We start from the raw sequence: 15,644 nt of genomic DNA, 5'->3' as shown, positions 1-15,644 counted from the left end.
GGAGCACCGAGACATGAGTGACAACCTCACCCTCCCCACACAGCAGGGTTCCACCGGTACGTCGACCGAGGAACTGCTCAGGGTCGAGGGCCTCACGAAGCACTTCCCGATCTACGGCGGCTTCCCGGTCAAACGGAAGGTCGGCGCCGTACAGGCGGTCGACGGCATCGATCTGACCATCGGTGTCGCCGAGAGCGTCGGCATGGTGGGCGAGTCCGGCTGTGGCAAGTCGACCGCGGGCCGGCTCCTCACCCGGCTGCTGGAGCCGACCGGCGGCAGGATCACGTACTCCGGCCAGGACATCACGCACGCCTCGCGCAGGCAGCTGGCGCCGGTCCGTTCCGAGATCCAGATGATCTTCCAGGACCCGTACAGCTCGCTGAACCCGCGGCAGACCGTCGGAACGATCATCAAGTCGCCGATGGAGGTCAACGGGATCGAGCCGGCGGGCGGCCGGGAGAAGCGGGTCCGGGAGCTGCTGGAGCTGGTCGGGCTCAACCCCGAGCACTACAACCGCTTCCCGCACGAGTTCTCCGGCGGTCAGCGTCAGCGCATCGGGGTGGCCCGCGCGCTCGCCCTGAAGCCGAAGCTGATCGTGGCGGACGAGCCGGTCTCCGCGCTGGACGTCTCCATCCAGGCCCAGGTGGTGAACCTCCTCAAGAAGGTCCAGGAGGAGATGGGCATCGCGTTCCTGTTCATCGCCCACGACCTGGCCATCGTGCGGCACTTCTCGCAGCGGGTCGCGGTGATGTACCTCGGCAAGATCGTCGAGGTGGGCGACCGGGACTCGATCTACAACCGCCCGCGGCACCCGTACACGCACGCTCTCCTGTCCGCCGTCCCCGAGGTGGCGATGGACGACGAGACGGAGGCCCGCGAGCGCATCCGCCTCGCCGGTGACGTCCCCTCGCCGATCCACCCGCCGTCCGGCTGCTGTTTCCGTACGCGCTGCTGGAAGGCCCAGGACAGGTGCGCGAGCGAGGAGCCCCCGCTGGTCCAGATCTCCGGCAACCGTGAGCGCCACCTGACGGCCTGCCACTTCCCGGAGGACCCGACGACGGAGGCTCGCGACGAGGACGTCGTCCTGGACCCGGCGCTGAAGGCGCTGGAGGCGGACGCCACCCAGGACTGAGGTTCCGGCACCCGAGGTCGGCCGGGGGTGAGGAGCAGCAGCTCCTCGCCCCCGGCTGTTATTCGGTTTTATTCGGTCGACATGCGAGCGCCGGGTCGGGGACGCTCACACGCGGTATCCCTCACATGGCCTGGAGGCCTCGTTGTCCTTCCCCACGATCCACAACATCACCTTCGACACCACCGGTGACCCCTACGATCTCGGCCTGTTCTGGAGCGCGGTGTTCGGCCGCCCGCTGGCCGACGACGACAAGCCCGGCGACCCGGAGGCGGTGCTCCAGGACCCGGACGGCGGGCCCACGCTGCTGTTCATCCAGGTGCCGGAGGGCAAGTCGGTGAAGAACCGCCTGCATCTCGACCTGCGACCGCACGGCCGCACCCGGGACGAGGAGGTCGAGCGGGTGGTCTCCCTCGGGGCCCGGGTCGTCGCGGACCACCGCAGGCCCGACGGCGGCGGGTGGGTGCTCATGGCCGACCCCGAGGGCAACGAGTTCTGCGTGGAGCGCGGGGAACTGGGCTGACCGTCGGTGGCGTTCAGCTCGGGTCGTTCCCGGCCTTCCCATAGCGGCGGAACGCGTGGGTCTGCACGGTCCAGGGGCCGACCGGCACCGAGTCGCCGAAGATGTAGGGGTCTTTCTGCTGGTAGCGGCCCTTGCACGGGTCGGAGTGCACCTCGATGGTGCCCGTGCGGGGATCGACGATCATGTAGTGGGCGATGCCCATCGCGGGGTACTCGGTCAGCTTCTCGCCGTAGTCGTTGTTCGGGTTGGACGGCGAGACGATTTCGATGACCGCCAGCACCTGGGTCGCGTCGACGGCGAGTCCCTCCTCGTCGAGGACGTCCTCGGGGATGACGACGGCATCCGGGCGACGCATGCGGCTTATGGCCGGGTGCTCGATCTCGGGGCCGGTCGCGCAGATGTAACCGGGGTGCGTGGTGAGGAGCTGCTCGTCCAGCTGCTTGCAGATACGGCGGATCGTGCCCTCGTGTCGCTTCGACGGGCTCATCATGGCCAGGAAGGGGCCCGAAGGGCCGATCTCGACGTTCCAGGTGCCTTCGAGCTCTTCGGCGTAGACCGTGAGCTCCTCGGCGATCGCGCGCATCTTCGCGTAGTCCATACCCAAAGAGTAGCGATCAGGTCCTTCGTGTCATCTCGTGTCCGCACCCACGTAGTCCAGGTAGTACTCCCCGCGCTGCACCGGCGTCAGATGGCAGGCCGCGCCGTGGGCGGGTGCACGGGGGAGGAGCGGGCGCCGGCTCGCGCAGCGGTCCTCCGGGACCTGTTCCGTGAACGCGCAGCGTGGTGCGAAGCGGCAGCCCGGGAGGGGGCCGAGGAGCGACGGGGGCGTGCCCGGGATCGGGGACAGCGGCACGTCCACCGGGGCGCGCAGCGACGGCATCGCGCCCAACAGGCCCCAGGTGTACGGGTGTTCAGGCGTCCTCAGGACCTCGGCCCGGGTGCCCCGCTCCACCGCCCGGCCCGCGTACATCACCAGGATGTCGTCCGCCATACGGGAGATGACGCCGAGGTCGTGCGTGATGAAGACGATCGAGGTGCCGAACTCCTGCTGGAGGTCCCCCAGCAGGTCCATGATCTGGGCCTGGACCGTGACGTCCAGGGAGGTCGTCGGCTCGTCGGCGATCAGGAGTTCGGGGTCGCACACCAACGCCATGGCGATCATCGCCCGTTGGCGCATGCCGCCGGAGAACTGGTGGGGGTAGTCGTCGGCACGGAGCGCCGGCTGCGGGATGCCCACGCGCCTCAGCATCTCCACCGCACGGGCCCTGGACTCCCTCCGGGACGCACCCGTGTGCTTGGCGTACGTCTCCGCGATCTGCCGGCCCACCGTGTGGAACGGCGACAGGGACGCCAGCGCGTCCTGGAAGATCATCGCCATCCGGCTGCCGCGGAGCTTCTCCAGCTCCCGCTCCCGCGCGGTCAGCAACTCCGTGCCGTCCAGCACGATCTTCCCGGTCAGCGTCGTGCGCGTACGGTCGTGCAGGCCCAGGATCGCCAGATTCGTCACCGACTTGCCCGAGCCGGACTCGCCGACGATGCCCAGGGTCCGGCCGCGCTCGACATCGAAGGACAGCCCGTCCACCGCCCGCACCACACCGTCGTCGGTGGCGAAGTGCACCTTCAGGTCCCGTACGGAGAGGAAGGCGTCTCTCGGCGGATCGGGCGGTGAGGTCATCAGGTCCCCTACGCCAGCCTGATCCGCGGGTCGATCAGCGCGTACACCGCGTCCACCACGATGTTCGCCACGACGATCGCCGCCGCGGCCACCAGGACCACCCCCAGCAGCAGCGGCAGGTCGTTGTCCCGTACCGCCTTGATCGACAGGGCGCCGATGCCGTGCAGGCCGAAGGTCTCCTCGGTGATGATCGCGCCGCCGAGCAGATAGCCGATGTCGAGGCCCAGGATCGTGACGATCGGGCCCATCGCGCCCCGCCAGGCGAACCGGAAGAACACCGTGCGGCGGGACAGGCCCTTGGCGCGGGCCGTACGGACGTAGTCCTCGGCGAGGGTCTCCACGAGCTGGGAGCGGGTCATCCGGGTGTAGTTGGCGGTGAAGATGATCGCGAGCACGAACCAGGGCAGCAGCAGGCCCTTGAACCAGGCCACCGGGTCCTGGGTGAAGCCGACGCTGTCCTGGGGCCGGGGGAGGATGCCCCACTGGTCGGAGAGGTAGTACATGGCCACCACGCCGACGATGTAGATCTGCAGGGACGAGCCGATCAGCGAGAGGGACGACGCGATCTTGTCCAGGGCCCGGCCCTGCTTCACCGCCGCGAGCATGCCCGTACCGACACCGAGGACCACGAAGACCACCGCGCTGCCCAGCGTGAGGGAGAGCGTGGTGGGGAAGCGGTTGGTGATCAGACCGAGGACCGGCTCGTGGTTGGTGAAGGAGTAGCCGAGGCAGGGCGCCGCGCAGTGCCCGAGGCCGGTGTAGTCGCGGCCCACGAACACGCCCGCCAGCCAGTGCCAGTACTGCACCGGCAGCGGGTCGTCGATGCCCAGGTTGCGCCGGACGAGCGCGAGCGTCTCCGGGGTGCAGAGCTTGCCGCAGGCGCTGCGGGCCGGGTCGCGCGGGGCGACGTAGAAGAGGACGAAGGTGATCGCGCTGATGACGAGGAGGATCATCAGCGCGCTGAGCGTCCGGCGGAGGATGAAGCGGAACATGGCGATCGGATTCCCTGGCGGAACCCCCGGCACCGGTCCCTGGTGGGCGGGACCGGTGCCGGAGTGGTCGGGTGTGCGGGGGAGGGGGCGACGGTGAAGTCCGGCGCGGTGCCGCGCCCCTACTTCGCGTACAGCTTGTAAAGGACGAACGACGAGTTCAGGGGGTCGTACTCGGTGCCCCCCACCTTGCTGCCGTACAGGTAGAAGCGGCGCTGGTACGTCTCGGGGATGATCGGCGCCTCCTTCTCCATGAGCTCCTTGTCCAGCGCGGCCCAGGCGGCGTCGGCCTTCGTCGGGTCGGTGATCGCGGCGGCCTTGTCGATCGCCGCGTCGACCCAGTTCACCTTCAGCTGGGAGACGTTGTTGCCGCCGTTGGCGATGACCCGGCCGTCGAAGAGCGGCTGGAGCATCGTGTAGCCGGTGGGCCAGTCGGGGGACCAGCCGAACCACATCACGTCGAAGGAGTTGTCGATCTGCTGGATCTGGTCGTAGTAGCTGGTCCCCTCCACCGGCTTGACGACCGGGTCGAAGCCCGCCTCCTTCAGGGCGTTGGCGATGACGACCTTCGTCTTCTCGAAGGCGTCGTTGGAGCCCTGCGGGTAGGTGTAGACGATCTTCTGGCCGAGCTTGCCGGCCTCCTTCAGCAGCGCCTTGGCCTTCGCGGTGTCGCCCTGCGGCTTCGTCAGCTTGCCGTAGGCGTCGAACTTCACCCGGCCCGCCATGTCCGGGCCGAGGATCGTGGTCGCGTAGTCGCCGGCGGACGGGCCGCCGTAGATGGTCCGGATCTGCTGCAACGGCCAGGCGTAGTTGAGCGCCTGACGGACCTTCAGATCGGTGATCCGCTTGCAGTTGATGGCGTAGTAGTACAGGCCCGTCAGCAGTCCGTCGACGGTACGGCTCTTCAGCGCGGGCGTCGTCAGCACCTTCTGGATGCGCTCGGCCGGCACCCCGCTGTACGCCATCACCGCGTACTGGTCGGTCCCGGAGTCCGCGATCAGCCGGTCGGTGCTCTGGAGGGCCTCGGGGCCGAACTCGAAGGTGAAGGAGTCCGGGTAGGCGTTGCGGATCGGGTCGGTCGCCGGGTCCCAGTGGGTGTTGCGGACCATCGTCAGCGACTTGTCGACGGAGTGCTGGGAGAGCCGGTAGGGCCCGCAGGAGAACGGGTCCTTGTCGTACTTCTCCTTGGTGTCGTGCTTGGCGGACACCGCTCCGTACGACTGCATGGCCAGCGTCCAGTTGAGGTCCGGGCGGGCCGTCCTGAGGTGGAAGGTGATCGTCTTCTTCGCGGTGTCCGTGACGACCGAGTCGAGGTGCTTGCCGCTGTACGGGCCCTTGTAGACCGAGCGGAAGTCGTTGGTGCCGGTCAGCGCGGCCTGGAGGTAGGTGGCGCCCTCGGTGGTGAAGGTGGCGAAGCCGCGCTCGATACCGTGCCGTACGTCCTCGACGGTCAGCTCGCTGCCGTCCTCCCACTTCAGCCCGTCCTTCAGGGTGAAGGTCCAGGTCTTGCCGCCGTCCGCCATGGTGCCGGTGTCGGTGGCGAGGTCGCCGACGAGCTTCATCGCCCCGCCGTCGATGCGGTAGCCGGTCAGACAGCGGATGTAGAGGTTGCCGACCTCGGAGTTCCACGAGTAGTAGATGCGCTGCGGGTCGAGGTGCGAGAAGTCCTGCGGGCTGATCGGCCGGATCGTGCCGCCCTTCTTCGCCCCCGGGATCTCCGGCGCGGGCCCCGTGGAGTCCGCCTTGGTGCCGATGCTGACCGTCGCGAACCTGCTCGTCCCGGCCGCGCCGCCCCCGGACGTACCGCCGCCGCCTCCGCTGCTGCACGCGGACAGGACCATGGAGCCGCCGGCGGCTACCGAGGTGGCGATGACGAAGTTTCTGCGGGAGAGAGACATGGGCTTTCCTGCCTGAATCAGGGAGATGGGGTGTTTCCCGTGCGGGGGAGGAGCCGGCGCTGCTGTTCAGCGCCTGGTTTTCGGGTCCAGTGCGTCGCGCACGGAGTCGCCGAGGAGGTTGAAGGCGATCACGAAGATCACCATCGACAGGCCGGGGAAGAGCATGTAGGTGATGTCGTTCTGGTAGACCTGCGCCCCGCGCTGGATCATCACGCCCCAGTCGGGCGTGGGGTCGCTGAGCCCGACCCCGAGGAAGGCGAGCGCCGCCTCGGTGGTGACGTACATGGGCAGCGCGAGGGTGGCCTGGATGAGGATCGGGGTCCACAGGTTGGGCAGCAGTTCCCGGAAGACGATCCGGGCCGGGGAGGCGCCGGTGACCTTGGCGGACTCGACGAACTCCCGTTCGCGCAGGGCGAGTACCTCACCGCGCAGCAGCCGGGCGAGGGGTGCCCAGCCGAACGCGGTCATCACGGAGATGAGGCTGACGACGGTCAGCCAGGTCGGGGTGTTCTCCTCCGGCGACACGAAGATCGAGATCATCACCGGCCAGAAGGCGATGAAGAACAGGGTGGAGGGGAACGCCAGCAGGATGTCGATGACCCGGCCGACGAAGCCGTCGATCCGCCCGCCCAGATAGCCGGCCGTGAGACCGACGGCGATACCGAACAGGGTGACCAGCGCGGTCGTCACCGTGGCGATGAGCAGCGAGTTGCGGATGCCGTAGAGCAGCAGGGTGAAGACGTCCCGGCCGAGCTGCGGCTCGACCCCGAACCAGAAGCCGCCGCTGATACCGCCGTTGGGCCGGATCGGGAACCCGAACTCGTTGAGCAGACCGGCGCCGTTCTGGCCGTACGTCGTGTACGGGTCCTTGCCGTAGACCTCGGCGATCAGCGGGGCGCCGATACCCGCCAGGAAGAACAGCGCGACCACGACGGCCGAGACGACCCCGGTGCGGTCGCGCCGGAAGCGCAGCCAGGCGATCCGCCCCGGCGAGCGGCCGGCGCCGCCGCGGGCCGGCGCGGATGGCCCCGGCCCTGCGACACCGGAATCGGCCGCCACCTGGGGTGCGGTGACGGAAGGCGTAGGCGAGGTCATGGTGCTCCAGGCCCGGAGTGGTGAGGGGTCCCGCGTACGGCGGAACAGCGGGCTGAACGTGACTTTTCAGCGCCGGTTCAGTCGGCGTCAATGCTTCGTTGACGCCTTTGATCTGGACTTTTGCCCTTTGACCCAGGGGTGGTCCGTCACTTGGGCCGGCTTTGGACGGCCATGACCAAAGCGGGAGGCAAACCCGGACGGGCCGAGTAGACGTGCGGTATGGGTGTTGTGCACCGATATTTGCCGGTAACGGTACGGCGCACTGAACTGGAGGCACTCCATGCGTGGAGCCACGCACGCCCGATGGGCCGCATGCGCGGTGGCGGTAGCCCTCACGGCGACCGCCTGCGGGGGCGGTGACGACAGCGGCGGCGGCAGCGGCAGCGGTGACGGCTCCGGCATCCTCAGCTCGTCCTGGGGCGACCCGCAGAACCCGCTGGAGCCCGCCAACACCAACGAGGTGCAGGGCGGCAAGGTCCTCGACATGATCTTCCGGGGGCTGAAGCGGTACGACCCCAAGACCGGCAAGGCCAACAACATGATGGCCGAGAATATCGAGACGACCGACTCGCAGAACTTCACCGTCACCATCAAGGACGGCTGGAAGTTCAGCAACGGCGAGGCCGTCACCGCCAAGTCGTTCGTCGACGCCTGGAACTACGGCGCCAGCCTGAAGAACAACCAGAAGAACGCCTACTTCTTCGGCTACATCGACGGCTACGACAAGGCGCACCCCGAGGACGGCGGCAAACAGACCGCCGACACCCTCTCCGGGCTCGCGGTGACCGGCACCGACACCTTCACCGTCAAGCTCAACCAGAAGTTCTCGACCTTCCCCGACACCCTCGGCTACGCGGCCTTCTCACCGCTGCCCCAGGCCTTCTTCAAGGACCACGCGGCCTGGGTGAGCAAGCCCGTCGGCAACGGCCCGTACGCGATCGACTCGTACACCAAGGGCTCCCAGATGTCCCTGCGCGCGTGGGACGCCTACTCCGGCACGGACAAGGCCGAGAACGGCGGCGTCGACCTCAAGGTCTACACCGACAACAACACCGCCTACACCGACCTGCTGGCCGGCAACCTCGACCTCGTCGACGACGTGCCCGCCGCACAGCTGGGGAACGCCAAGAGCGACCTCGGCGACCGGTACATCAACACCCCCGCCGGCATCATCCAGACCCTCGCCTTCCCGTTCTACGACAAGGCCTGGGACAAGCCGGGCATGGAGAAGGTCCGCACCGGGCTGTCCCGCGCCATCAACCGCGAGCAGATCACCGACACGATCTTCCAGAAGACCCGCACCCCCGCCACCGACTGGACCTCACCCGTCCTCGGCGTGGCGGGCGGCTTCAAGGAAGGCCTGTGCGGCGACGCCTGCCAGTACGACCCCAAGGCGGCCAAGAAGCTCATCGAGGAGGGCGGTGGCCTGCCCGGCGGCCAGGTCAAGATCTCGTACAACGCGGACAGCGGCTCGCACAAGCAGTGGGTCGACGCGGTCTGCAACAGCGTCAACAACGCGCTCGGCAACGACAAGGCCTGCGTCGGCAACCCCGTCGGCACCTTCGCCGACTACCGCAACCAGATCACCCAGTCGAAGATGTCGGGCCCCTTCCGGGCCGGCTGGCAGATGGACTACCCGCTCATCCAGAACTTCCTCCAGCCGCTCTACTACACCAACGCCTCCTCCAACGACGGCAAGTGGACCAGCAAGGAGTTCGACAAGCTCGTCGACCAGGCCAACGCGGAGACCGACCAGGCCAAGGCCGTCAAGCTGTTCCAGCAGGCCGAGGGCGTCCTGCGGGACGACATGGGCGCCATCCCGCTCTGGTACCAGAACGGCAGCGCCGGCTACTCGGAGCGCCTCTCGAACGTGGCCCTGAGCCCGTTCAGCCTGCCCGTCTACAACGAGATCAAGGTCAGCTGAGCCGCCGGGGGCGGGTTTCCCGGAGCGCCCGCCCCCACTATCTCCGGAGCCCTCATGGGACGGTACGTAATCCGGCGTCTGCTGCAGATGATCCCGGTCTTCATCGGCGCCACACTGTTGATCTTCCTGATGGTGAACGTGATGGGCGACCCCGTCGCGGGCCTCTGCGGCGACCGCCAGTGCGACCCGGCCACGGCCGCCCAGCTCCGCAAGGAGTTCGGCCTCGACAAGCCCGTGTGGCAGCAGTACCTGACCTACATGGGCAACGTCTTCACCGGCGACTTCGGCACCGCCTTCAACGGCCAGAAGGTCACCGAGCTGATGTCGACGGCGTTCCCCGTCACCATCCGGCTCACCGTCGTGGCGGTCGTCCTCGAGGTCGTCATCGGCATCACCCTGGGCGTGATCACGGGCCTGCGCCGAGGAAGGCCCGTCGACAGCGGCGTCCTCCTGGTCACCCTGGTCGTCATCTCGGTGCCGACCTTCGTCACCGGTCTGCTGCTCCAGCTGCTGCTGGGCGTCGAGTGGGGCTGGATCAAACCCTCGGTGTCGACGGACGCCCCCTTCGACGAACTGATCGTGCCGGGCCTGGTCCTGGCCTCGGTCTCGCTGGCCTACGTGACCCGCCTGACCCGCACGTCCATCGCCGAGAACAGACGCTCCGACTACGTCCGTACAGCGGTCGCCAAGGGCCTGCCCAGACGCCGGGTGATCACCCGCCACCTCCTGCGCAACTCGCTCATCCCCGTGGTCACCTTCATCGGCACGGACATCGGCGCGCTGATGGGCGGGGCGATCGTCACCGAGCGGATCTTCAACATCCACGGCGTCGGCTTCCAGCTCTACCAGGGCATCCTCCGCCAGAACACCCAGACCGTCGTCGGCTTCGTGACCGTCCTCGTCCTCGTCTTCCTGGTCGCCAACCTGCTCGTCGACCTCCTGTACGCCGTACTCGACCCGAGGATCCGCTATGCCTGAACCCCAGTCCACGGGCGACAGAGGCGCACCCGGGGGCGCCATCGCCGCGACCGGGATGGGCGGCGCCATGGACCTCGCCACGAGCGAGGCGGAGACCCTGGAGAAGGGCCCGGGAGGCGGACGCGCCACGGACCCCTCCGACAAGCCCCGCTCCCTCTGGTCGGACGCCTGGCTCGACCTGCGCCGCAACCCCGTCTTCATCGTCTCCGCGCTCGTCATCCTCTTCCTGGTCGTCATCTCCCTCTGGCCCTCGCTGATCGCCTCCGGCAACCCGCTGAAGTGCGACCTCGCCAACGCCCAGAAGAGCTCAGGCCCCGGCCATCCCTTCGGATACGACGGCCAGGGCTGCGACGTCTACACGCGCACGGTCTACGGCGCCCGTACGTCCGTCACGGTCGGCGTCTGCGCCACGCTCGGGGTCGCGGTCCTCGGGTCCGTCCTCGGCGGGCTCGCCGGGTTCTTCGGCGGGGTCTGGGACTCGGTGCTGTCCCGCATCACCGACGTCTTCTTCGCGATCCCGGTCGTCCTCGGCGGTCTGGTCCTGCTCTCCGTGGTGACCAGCTCGACGGTCTGGCCGGTCATCGGGTTCATGGTGCTGCTCGGCTGGCCGCAGCTCTCCCGTATCGCCCGCGGCTCGGTCATCACGGTCAAACAGAACGACTACGTCCAGGCCGCCCGCGCGCTGGGCGCCTCCAACTCCCGCATGATGCTGCGCCACATCGCGCCCAACGCCGTGGCGCCCGTGATCGTCGTCGCGACCATCGCGCTCGGTACGTACATCGCCCTGGAGGCCACGCTGTCGTACCTGGGCGTCGGTCTGAAGCCGCCCACGGTCTCCTGGGGCATCGACATCAGCGCGGCCTCCCCGTACATCCGCAACGCCCCGCACGCCCTCCTGTGGCCCTCCGGAGCGCTCGCGGTCACCGTGCTCGCGTTCATCATGCTCGGCGACGCGGTGCGCGACGCCCTCGACCCGAAGCTGAGGTGACCGGCGTCATGCTCCTCGAAGTACGCGACCTCCACGTGGAGTTCAAAACCCGGGACGGGGTCGCCAAGGCCGTCAACGGCGTCACCTACGCCGTGGACGAGGGCGAGACCCTCGCCGTGCTCGGTGAGTCCGGCTCCGGCAAGTCGGTGACGGCCCAGGCGGTCATGGGCATCCTCGACACCCCGCCCGGGAAGATCACCGGCGGCGAGATCCTCTTCCAGGGCAAGGACCTGCTCACCTTCAAGGAGGAGGAGCGCCGCAAGGTCCGGGGCGCCCGGATGGCGATGATCTTCCAGGACGCCCTGTCCTCCCTCAACCCGGTCCTCTCCGTCGGCGACCAGCTCGGCGAGATGTTCACGGTCCACCGCGGACTGTCCCGGAAGGACGCCCGTACCAAGGCGATCGAGCTGATGGAACGCGTCCGCATCCCGGCCGCCGCCCAGCGCGTGCGGGACTATCCGCACCAGTTCTCCGGAGGCATGCGCCAGCGCATCATGATCGCCATGGCGCTGGCCCTGGAACCGGCCCTGATCATCGCCGACGAGCCGACGACGGCCCTCGACGTGACCGTCCAGGCCCAGGTCATGGATCTCCTGGCCGAGTTGCAGCGCGAACTGAACATGGGCCTGATCCTCATCACCCACGACCTCGGAGTCGTCGCCGACGTCGCCGACAGGATCGCGGTCATGTACGCGGGCCGGATCATCGAGTCGGCGCCGGTCCACGACATCTACAAGGCGCCCGCCCACCCGTACACCAAGGGCCTGCTGGAGTCGATCCCGCGCCTCGACCAGAAGGGCCGCGAGCTGTACGCCATCAAGGGCCTCCCGCCGAACCTGATGCACATCCCGCCGGGCTGCGCCTTCAACCCGCGCTGCCCGATGGCCCAGGACATCTGCCGCACGGAGGTACCCCCGTTGGCCGAGGTGGACTCGGCGGACGGGGTCCGCAGAAGCGCCTGCTTCTTCTGGAGGGAGACGCTCGATGCCCACAGCCTCTGAGGCCGTCGCGACCGCCGAGCCGATCCTTGAGGTCAGCGGACTCGTCAAGCACTACCCGCTCACCCAGGGCATCCTCCTGAAGAAGCAGGTGGGAGCCGTCCGGGCGGTAGACGGAGTCGACTTCGCGCTCGGCGCCGGCGAAACCCTGGGCATCGTCGGCGAGTCCGGCTGCGGCAAGTCGACGGTCGCCAGGATGCTGGTCAACCTGGAGAAACCGACGGCAGGGACGATTCTGTACAAGGGCGAGGACATCACCAAGCTGTCCGGGCGCGCGCTGAAGGCCGTACGCCGCAACATCCAGATGGTCTTCCAGGACCCGTACACCTCCCTCAACCCCCGTATGACGGTCGGCGACATCATCGGGGAGCCCTACGAGATCCACCCCGAGGTCGCGCCCAAGGGCGACCGGCGCCGCAAGGTGCAGGACCTGCTGGACGTCGTCGGTCTCAACCCCGAGTACATCAACCGCTATCCCCACCAGTTCTCCGGCGGCCAGCGCCAACGCATCGGAATCGCACGGGGGTTGGCGCTGCGCCCCGAGATCATCGTGGCCGACGAACCGGTGTCCGCGCTCGACGTCTCGGTGCAGGCACAGGTGATCAACCTCCTGGACCGGCTCCAGAGCGAGTTCGCCCTCTCGTACGTCTTCATCGCCCACGACCTGTCGATCGTGCGGCACATCTCGGACCGGGTCGGGGTGATGTACCTCGGCCGGATCGTGGAGACGGGCCGCGACGCCGAGATCTACGACCACCCGACGCACCCCTACACCCAGGCACTCCTCTCCGCCGTGCCCGTCCCCGACCCCGAGGCCCGCGAACACCGGGAGCGCATCATCCTCACCGGTGACGTGCCCTCCCCGGCCAACCCGCCCTCCGGCTGCCGCTTCCGCACCCGCTGCTGGAAGGCGCGGGAACGGTGCGCCATGGAGGTACCGCTGCTGGCGGTGCCCGCGGAGTTCCGGCTGACGACAGGTCCGGCGGCGCATGCCTCGGCCTGCCATTTCGCGGAGGAGAAGCACGTCGTGCCCACGGCGGAACCGCCGGACGATCTTGTCAACGGGGTGAAATAAGTGCATAAACATGCACGAACCGCGTTAACACGCAGGCAACTTGGCCGACCCGGTCTCGATATATGGACGGTCCACTCTGAGGAACGTACGGCCGTGCGGGTGCCGTAAACGGGCCGGGGCTCGCCATGTAGCCCCGGCCCGTTGCCGTGCCCGCACGAGACCCGCGTGAGACCTACGCCATCCCCAACGCCCGCTTCAGGAAGTCCACCTGAAGCAGCAGCAGGTTCTCCGCGACCTGTTCCTGCGGGGTCATGTGTGTGACGCCCGACAGCGGGAGCACCTCGTGCGGGCGGCCCGCGGCCAGCAGGGCCGAGGACAGTCGCAGGGCGTGCGCGAAGACCACGTTGTCGTCGGCGGTGCCGTGGACGACCATCAGTGGCCGGTGCGGCTCGGCGGGGGACGACAGACCGTCGTCGGTGACGAGCGAACTGTTCGCGTACGCCTCCGGGGCCGCGGCCGGGTCACCGAGGTACCGCTCCGTGTAGTGCGTGTCGTACAGCCGCCAGTCCGTCACCGGGGCGCCCGCGATGCCCGCGTGGAAGACGTCCGGGCGCCGCAGTACCGCCAGCCCCGCGAGCCAGCCGCCGTACGACCAGCCCCGGATCGCCACCCGGGAGAGATCGAGCGGGTGGCGCTCGGCGAGGTCGAGCAGGGCGTCGACCTGGTCGTCCAGCGACACCGTGAAGTCACCGTGGACGGCTTTCTCCCAGGCGGGCGACCGCCCCGGCGTACCCCGCCCGTCGGCCACGACCACCGCGAACCCCTGGTCGGCGAACCACTGCGAGGTGAGGTGCGCGTTGTGCGCGGCGACCACCCGGGGGCCGTGCGGACCACCGTAGGGGTCCATGAGGACAGGGAGGGGAGTGACGCCGTCGTAGTCGGTCGGCATAAGCAGGGCGCATGGAATTCGGCGTGCGCCCCCCTCGGTGAGGGTCACGCGCGGGGACAAACCGGGGTCTTCGGCATACGAGGTGACGGTCGCCACCCGCTTCCCGTCCCGCAGCACCTGCACCTGGGCCCCCGGCCGGTCCGGCACCGCCGACACGAGCACGGTCACGCCCCCGGCGCGAACCGCCGAGTGCACGCCGGGCTCTTGCGAGACGCGCTCCAGCCCGAGCTCATTCACCCGATAGACGTGCACTTCACCGATCTCGGAACCGATCGCCGCCTCGCCTGCCGACGCCGACACGAGCACGTCGTCGGCCGACACGTCCAGCACCGCCCGGATGTGCAACTGGGCTCCGGTCAGGGGCCGTTCACCGACCGCCAACACCCTGGCGCCACCCTCGTCGGCGATGCGCACGAGCTGTCCGGAGGGGCTCCAGCAGGGCACGCCGGGGAATAGATCCAGCCAATGTGGATCTTCTTCCGCGTGCACCATCCGGGTCGCCCCGTTGTCCGGGTCCACGGCCAGGAAAAGCTGCCCGCGCTGGTCCCGCGACTGCACCAGAATCAGCGGCGCACCCGCCCCTGACCAGTGCACACGCGCCAGATAGGGGTACTTCTTCCGATCCCAGACAACCTCGGTGCGCACCCCTCCGAGGGTGAGTACGAAGAGCCGCACCTCCGCGTTCAGGGTGCCCGCCGCCGGATACGCGACCCGCTGCGGCTCCCGTTCCGGATGGGCCGGATCGGCGATCCACCAGCGGTTGACGGGCGCGTCGTCGGCCCGCGCGACCAGCAGCCGGTCGGACTCCGGGGACCACCAGAACCCGCGCGAACGGTCCATCTCCTCGGCCGCGATGAACTCGGCCAGCCCGTACGTCACCGTCTCCGACTCGGGCTCGGCGAGCGCGTGGGCCCGCTCGCCGACGAGGTCCGTGAGCCACAGGGCGCCGTCCGTGACGTACGCGACGAGGCGCCCGTCGGGGGAGGGGCGCGGGTCGAGAACGGGCCCCGCAGCGGCGATCTCGCGCACTGTCCCGGCCTGCAGCTCGGCCACGAAAAGCCGCCCGGACAAGGCGAAGGCGGCCAGTTCGACGGCCGAGTCGGTGGCGTAGCCGACGATCCCGGCACTGCCCTCCCGGCTGCGCTCCCGACGCGCCCGCTCCTCGGCGGACAGCCTCTCGCCGGCCCCGCCGAGGAGCACGAACGGGTCGGCGGCCACGCGCTCCCCGCCGTCCGGGAGATCAAGCACCCACAACTTGTTGGCCCGATCAGTACCCGCGGAGGACCGCAGGTAGGCGACCCGCGAACCATCGGGCGCCACGGTGAACGCGCGAGGCGCGCCAAGCGTGAATCGCTGGGTGCGGGCGTGCCGGCGGGGGAAGGACACAGGCTCGGTCGTCATGCCCCGACCATATTGGCCATGCGCCCCCTTGTGCGGCAGTGCGCCGACCGATGCGCGCGGGCGAATAGTTATGATCACTGGC

Annotated in this window: 13 protein-coding genes; 7 read left to right on the top strand and 6 right to left on the bottom strand. The window is 68.8% G+C overall.

What is annotated here, in order from left to right; all coding sequences use genetic code 11:
- Positions 1 to 13 precede the first annotated feature (13 nt).
- Both ACW4TU_RS14680 and ACW4TU_RS14675 read left to right on the top strand, forming a co-directional pair.
- Positions 14 to 1,132 carry an ABC transporter ATP-binding protein gene (locus ACW4TU_RS14680; RefSeq protein WP_457428260.1) on the top strand — a complete coding sequence of 373 codons (1,119 nt, stop codon included), beginning with the start codon at positions 14 to 16 and terminating at the stop codon, positions 1,130 to 1,132.
- A gap of 142 nt (positions 1,133 to 1,274) precedes the next feature.
- A complete protein-coding gene (locus tag ACW4TU_RS14675; protein ID WP_457428259.1) occupies positions 1,275 to 1,652 on the top strand; it encodes a VOC family protein in 378 nt (125 codons plus the stop codon).
- A 13-nt stretch (positions 1,653 to 1,665) separates the two neighbouring features.
- On the opposite strand, the gene ACW4TU_RS14670 is transcribed toward ACW4TU_RS14675, so the two are convergent.
- The 5 genes from ACW4TU_RS14670 to ACW4TU_RS14650 all read right to left on the bottom strand — a co-directional run bounded on the left by ACW4TU_RS14670 (position 1,666) and on the right by ACW4TU_RS14650 (position 7,309).
- The gene (locus ACW4TU_RS14670) at positions 1,666 to 2,250 is read right to left on the bottom strand and encodes a Uma2 family endonuclease (RefSeq protein ID WP_457428258.1); all 585 of its coding nucleotides are present in this window, start codon (positions 2,248 to 2,250) and stop codon (positions 1,666 to 1,668) included.
- A 30-nt stretch (positions 2,251 to 2,280) separates the two neighbouring features.
- The gene (locus ACW4TU_RS14665; protein ID WP_457428257.1) at positions 2,281 to 3,327 is read right to left on the bottom strand and encodes an ABC transporter ATP-binding protein; all 1,047 of its coding nucleotides are present in this window, start codon (positions 3,325 to 3,327) and stop codon (positions 2,281 to 2,283) included.
- Positions 3,328 to 3,335: 8 nt separating this feature from the next.
- Complete coding sequence (locus ACW4TU_RS14660; RefSeq protein WP_457428256.1) at positions 3,336 to 4,319, bottom strand: ABC transporter permease; 984 nt, start codon at positions 4,317 to 4,319, stop codon at positions 3,336 to 3,338.
- A 119-nt stretch (positions 4,320 to 4,438) separates the two neighbouring features.
- Positions 4,439 to 6,214: an ABC transporter substrate-binding protein gene (locus ACW4TU_RS14655; RefSeq protein WP_457428255.1), complete on the bottom strand. Its 1,776-nt coding sequence runs from the start codon at positions 6,212 to 6,214 to the stop codon at positions 4,439 to 4,441.
- A gap of 66 nt (positions 6,215 to 6,280) precedes the next feature.
- Positions 6,281 to 7,309 (bottom strand): ABC transporter permease, encoded by a 1,029-nt coding sequence (locus tag ACW4TU_RS14650; protein ID WP_457428254.1) that lies wholly within the window; start codon positions 7,307 to 7,309, stop codon positions 6,281 to 6,283.
- Between the two features lie 280 nt (positions 7,310 to 7,589).
- Here ACW4TU_RS14650 and ACW4TU_RS14645 point away from each other — a divergent pair, with 280 nt between their 5' ends.
- From ACW4TU_RS14645 to ACW4TU_RS14625, 5 genes are read left to right on the top strand one after another with little or no spacing between them, the layout of a single operon-like run.
- Positions 7,590 to 9,233, top strand: coding sequence for a peptide ABC transporter substrate-binding protein (locus ACW4TU_RS14645; protein ID WP_457428253.1), 1,644 nt, complete (start codon positions 7,590 to 7,592; stop codon positions 9,231 to 9,233).
- 54 nt (positions 9,234 to 9,287) lie between these two features.
- Positions 9,288 to 10,211: an ABC transporter permease gene (locus ACW4TU_RS14640; RefSeq protein ID WP_457428252.1), complete on the top strand. Its 924-nt coding sequence runs from the start codon at positions 9,288 to 9,290 to the stop codon at positions 10,209 to 10,211.
- On the top strand, positions 10,204 to 11,199 hold the full coding sequence (locus ACW4TU_RS14635; RefSeq protein ID WP_457428251.1) for an ABC transporter permease: 996 nt from the start codon (positions 10,204 to 10,206) through the stop codon (positions 11,197 to 11,199). The genes ACW4TU_RS14640 and ACW4TU_RS14635 overlap by 8 nt, the downstream gene beginning before the upstream one ends.
- Positions 11,200 to 11,207: 8 nt before the next feature.
- Positions 11,208 to 12,200: an ABC transporter ATP-binding protein gene (locus ACW4TU_RS14630; protein ID WP_457428250.1), complete on the top strand. Its 993-nt coding sequence runs from the start codon at positions 11,208 to 11,210 to the stop codon at positions 12,198 to 12,200.
- Positions 12,184 to 13,272, top strand: coding sequence for an ABC transporter ATP-binding protein (locus ACW4TU_RS14625; RefSeq protein WP_457428249.1), 1,089 nt, complete (start codon positions 12,184 to 12,186; stop codon positions 13,270 to 13,272). The genes ACW4TU_RS14630 and ACW4TU_RS14625 overlap by 17 nt, the downstream gene beginning before the upstream one ends.
- Positions 13,273 to 13,444: 172 nt before the next feature.
- On the opposite strand, the gene ACW4TU_RS14620 is transcribed toward ACW4TU_RS14625, so the two are convergent.
- Positions 13,445 to 15,562, bottom strand: coding sequence for a S9 family peptidase (locus ACW4TU_RS14620; RefSeq protein WP_457428248.1), 2,118 nt, complete (start codon positions 15,560 to 15,562; stop codon positions 13,445 to 13,447).
- Positions 15,563 to 15,644: the final 82 nt, after the last annotated feature.

The organism is Streptomyces kryoterrae (genome assembly GCF_054072135.1).
Note: the sequence above shows the minus strand (reverse complement) of the source record. Positions and strands in the feature narration are given on the sequence as shown.

Bases quoted from the DNA above. Each gene is read 5' to 3' on its own strand.
- ACW4TU_RS14635 (WP_457428251.1), top strand. From the start codon at position 10,204: ATGCCTGAACCCCAGTCCACGGGCGACAGAGGCGCACCCGGGGGCGCC.
- ACW4TU_RS14625 (WP_457428249.1), top strand. From the start codon at position 12,184: ATGCCCACAGCCTCTGAGGCCGTCGCGACCGCCGAGCCGATCCTTGAG.
- ACW4TU_RS14655 (WP_457428255.1), bottom strand. From the start codon at position 6,214: ATGTCTCTCTCCCGCAGAAACTTCGTCATCGCCACCTCGGTAGCCGCC.
- ACW4TU_RS14645 (WP_457428253.1), top strand. From the start codon at position 7,590: ATGCGTGGAGCCACGCACGCCCGATGGGCCGCATGCGCGGTGGCGGTA.
- ACW4TU_RS14620 (WP_457428248.1), bottom strand. From the start codon at position 15,562: ATGACGACCGAGCCTGTGTCCTTCCCCCGCCGGCACGCCCGCACCCAG.
- ACW4TU_RS14630 (WP_457428250.1), top strand. From the start codon at position 11,208: ATGCTCCTCGAAGTACGCGACCTCCACGTGGAGTTCAAAACCCGGGAC.
- ACW4TU_RS14640 (WP_457428252.1), top strand. From the start codon at position 9,288: ATGGGACGGTACGTAATCCGGCGTCTGCTGCAGATGATCCCGGTCTTC.
- ACW4TU_RS14670 (WP_457428258.1), bottom strand. From the start codon at position 2,250: ATGGACTACGCGAAGATGCGCGCGATCGCCGAGGAGCTCACGGTCTAC.
- ACW4TU_RS14650 (WP_457428254.1), bottom strand. From the start codon at position 7,309: ATGACCTCGCCTACGCCTTCCGTCACCGCACCCCAGGTGGCGGCCGAT.
- ACW4TU_RS14680 (WP_457428260.1), top strand. From the start codon at position 14: ATGAGTGACAACCTCACCCTCCCCACACAGCAGGGTTCCACCGGTACG.
- ACW4TU_RS14660 (WP_457428256.1), bottom strand. From the start codon at position 4,319: ATGTTCCGCTTCATCCTCCGCCGGACGCTCAGCGCGCTGATGATCCTC.
- ACW4TU_RS14665 (WP_457428257.1), bottom strand. From the start codon at position 3,327: ATGACCTCACCGCCCGATCCGCCGAGAGACGCCTTCCTCTCCGTACGG.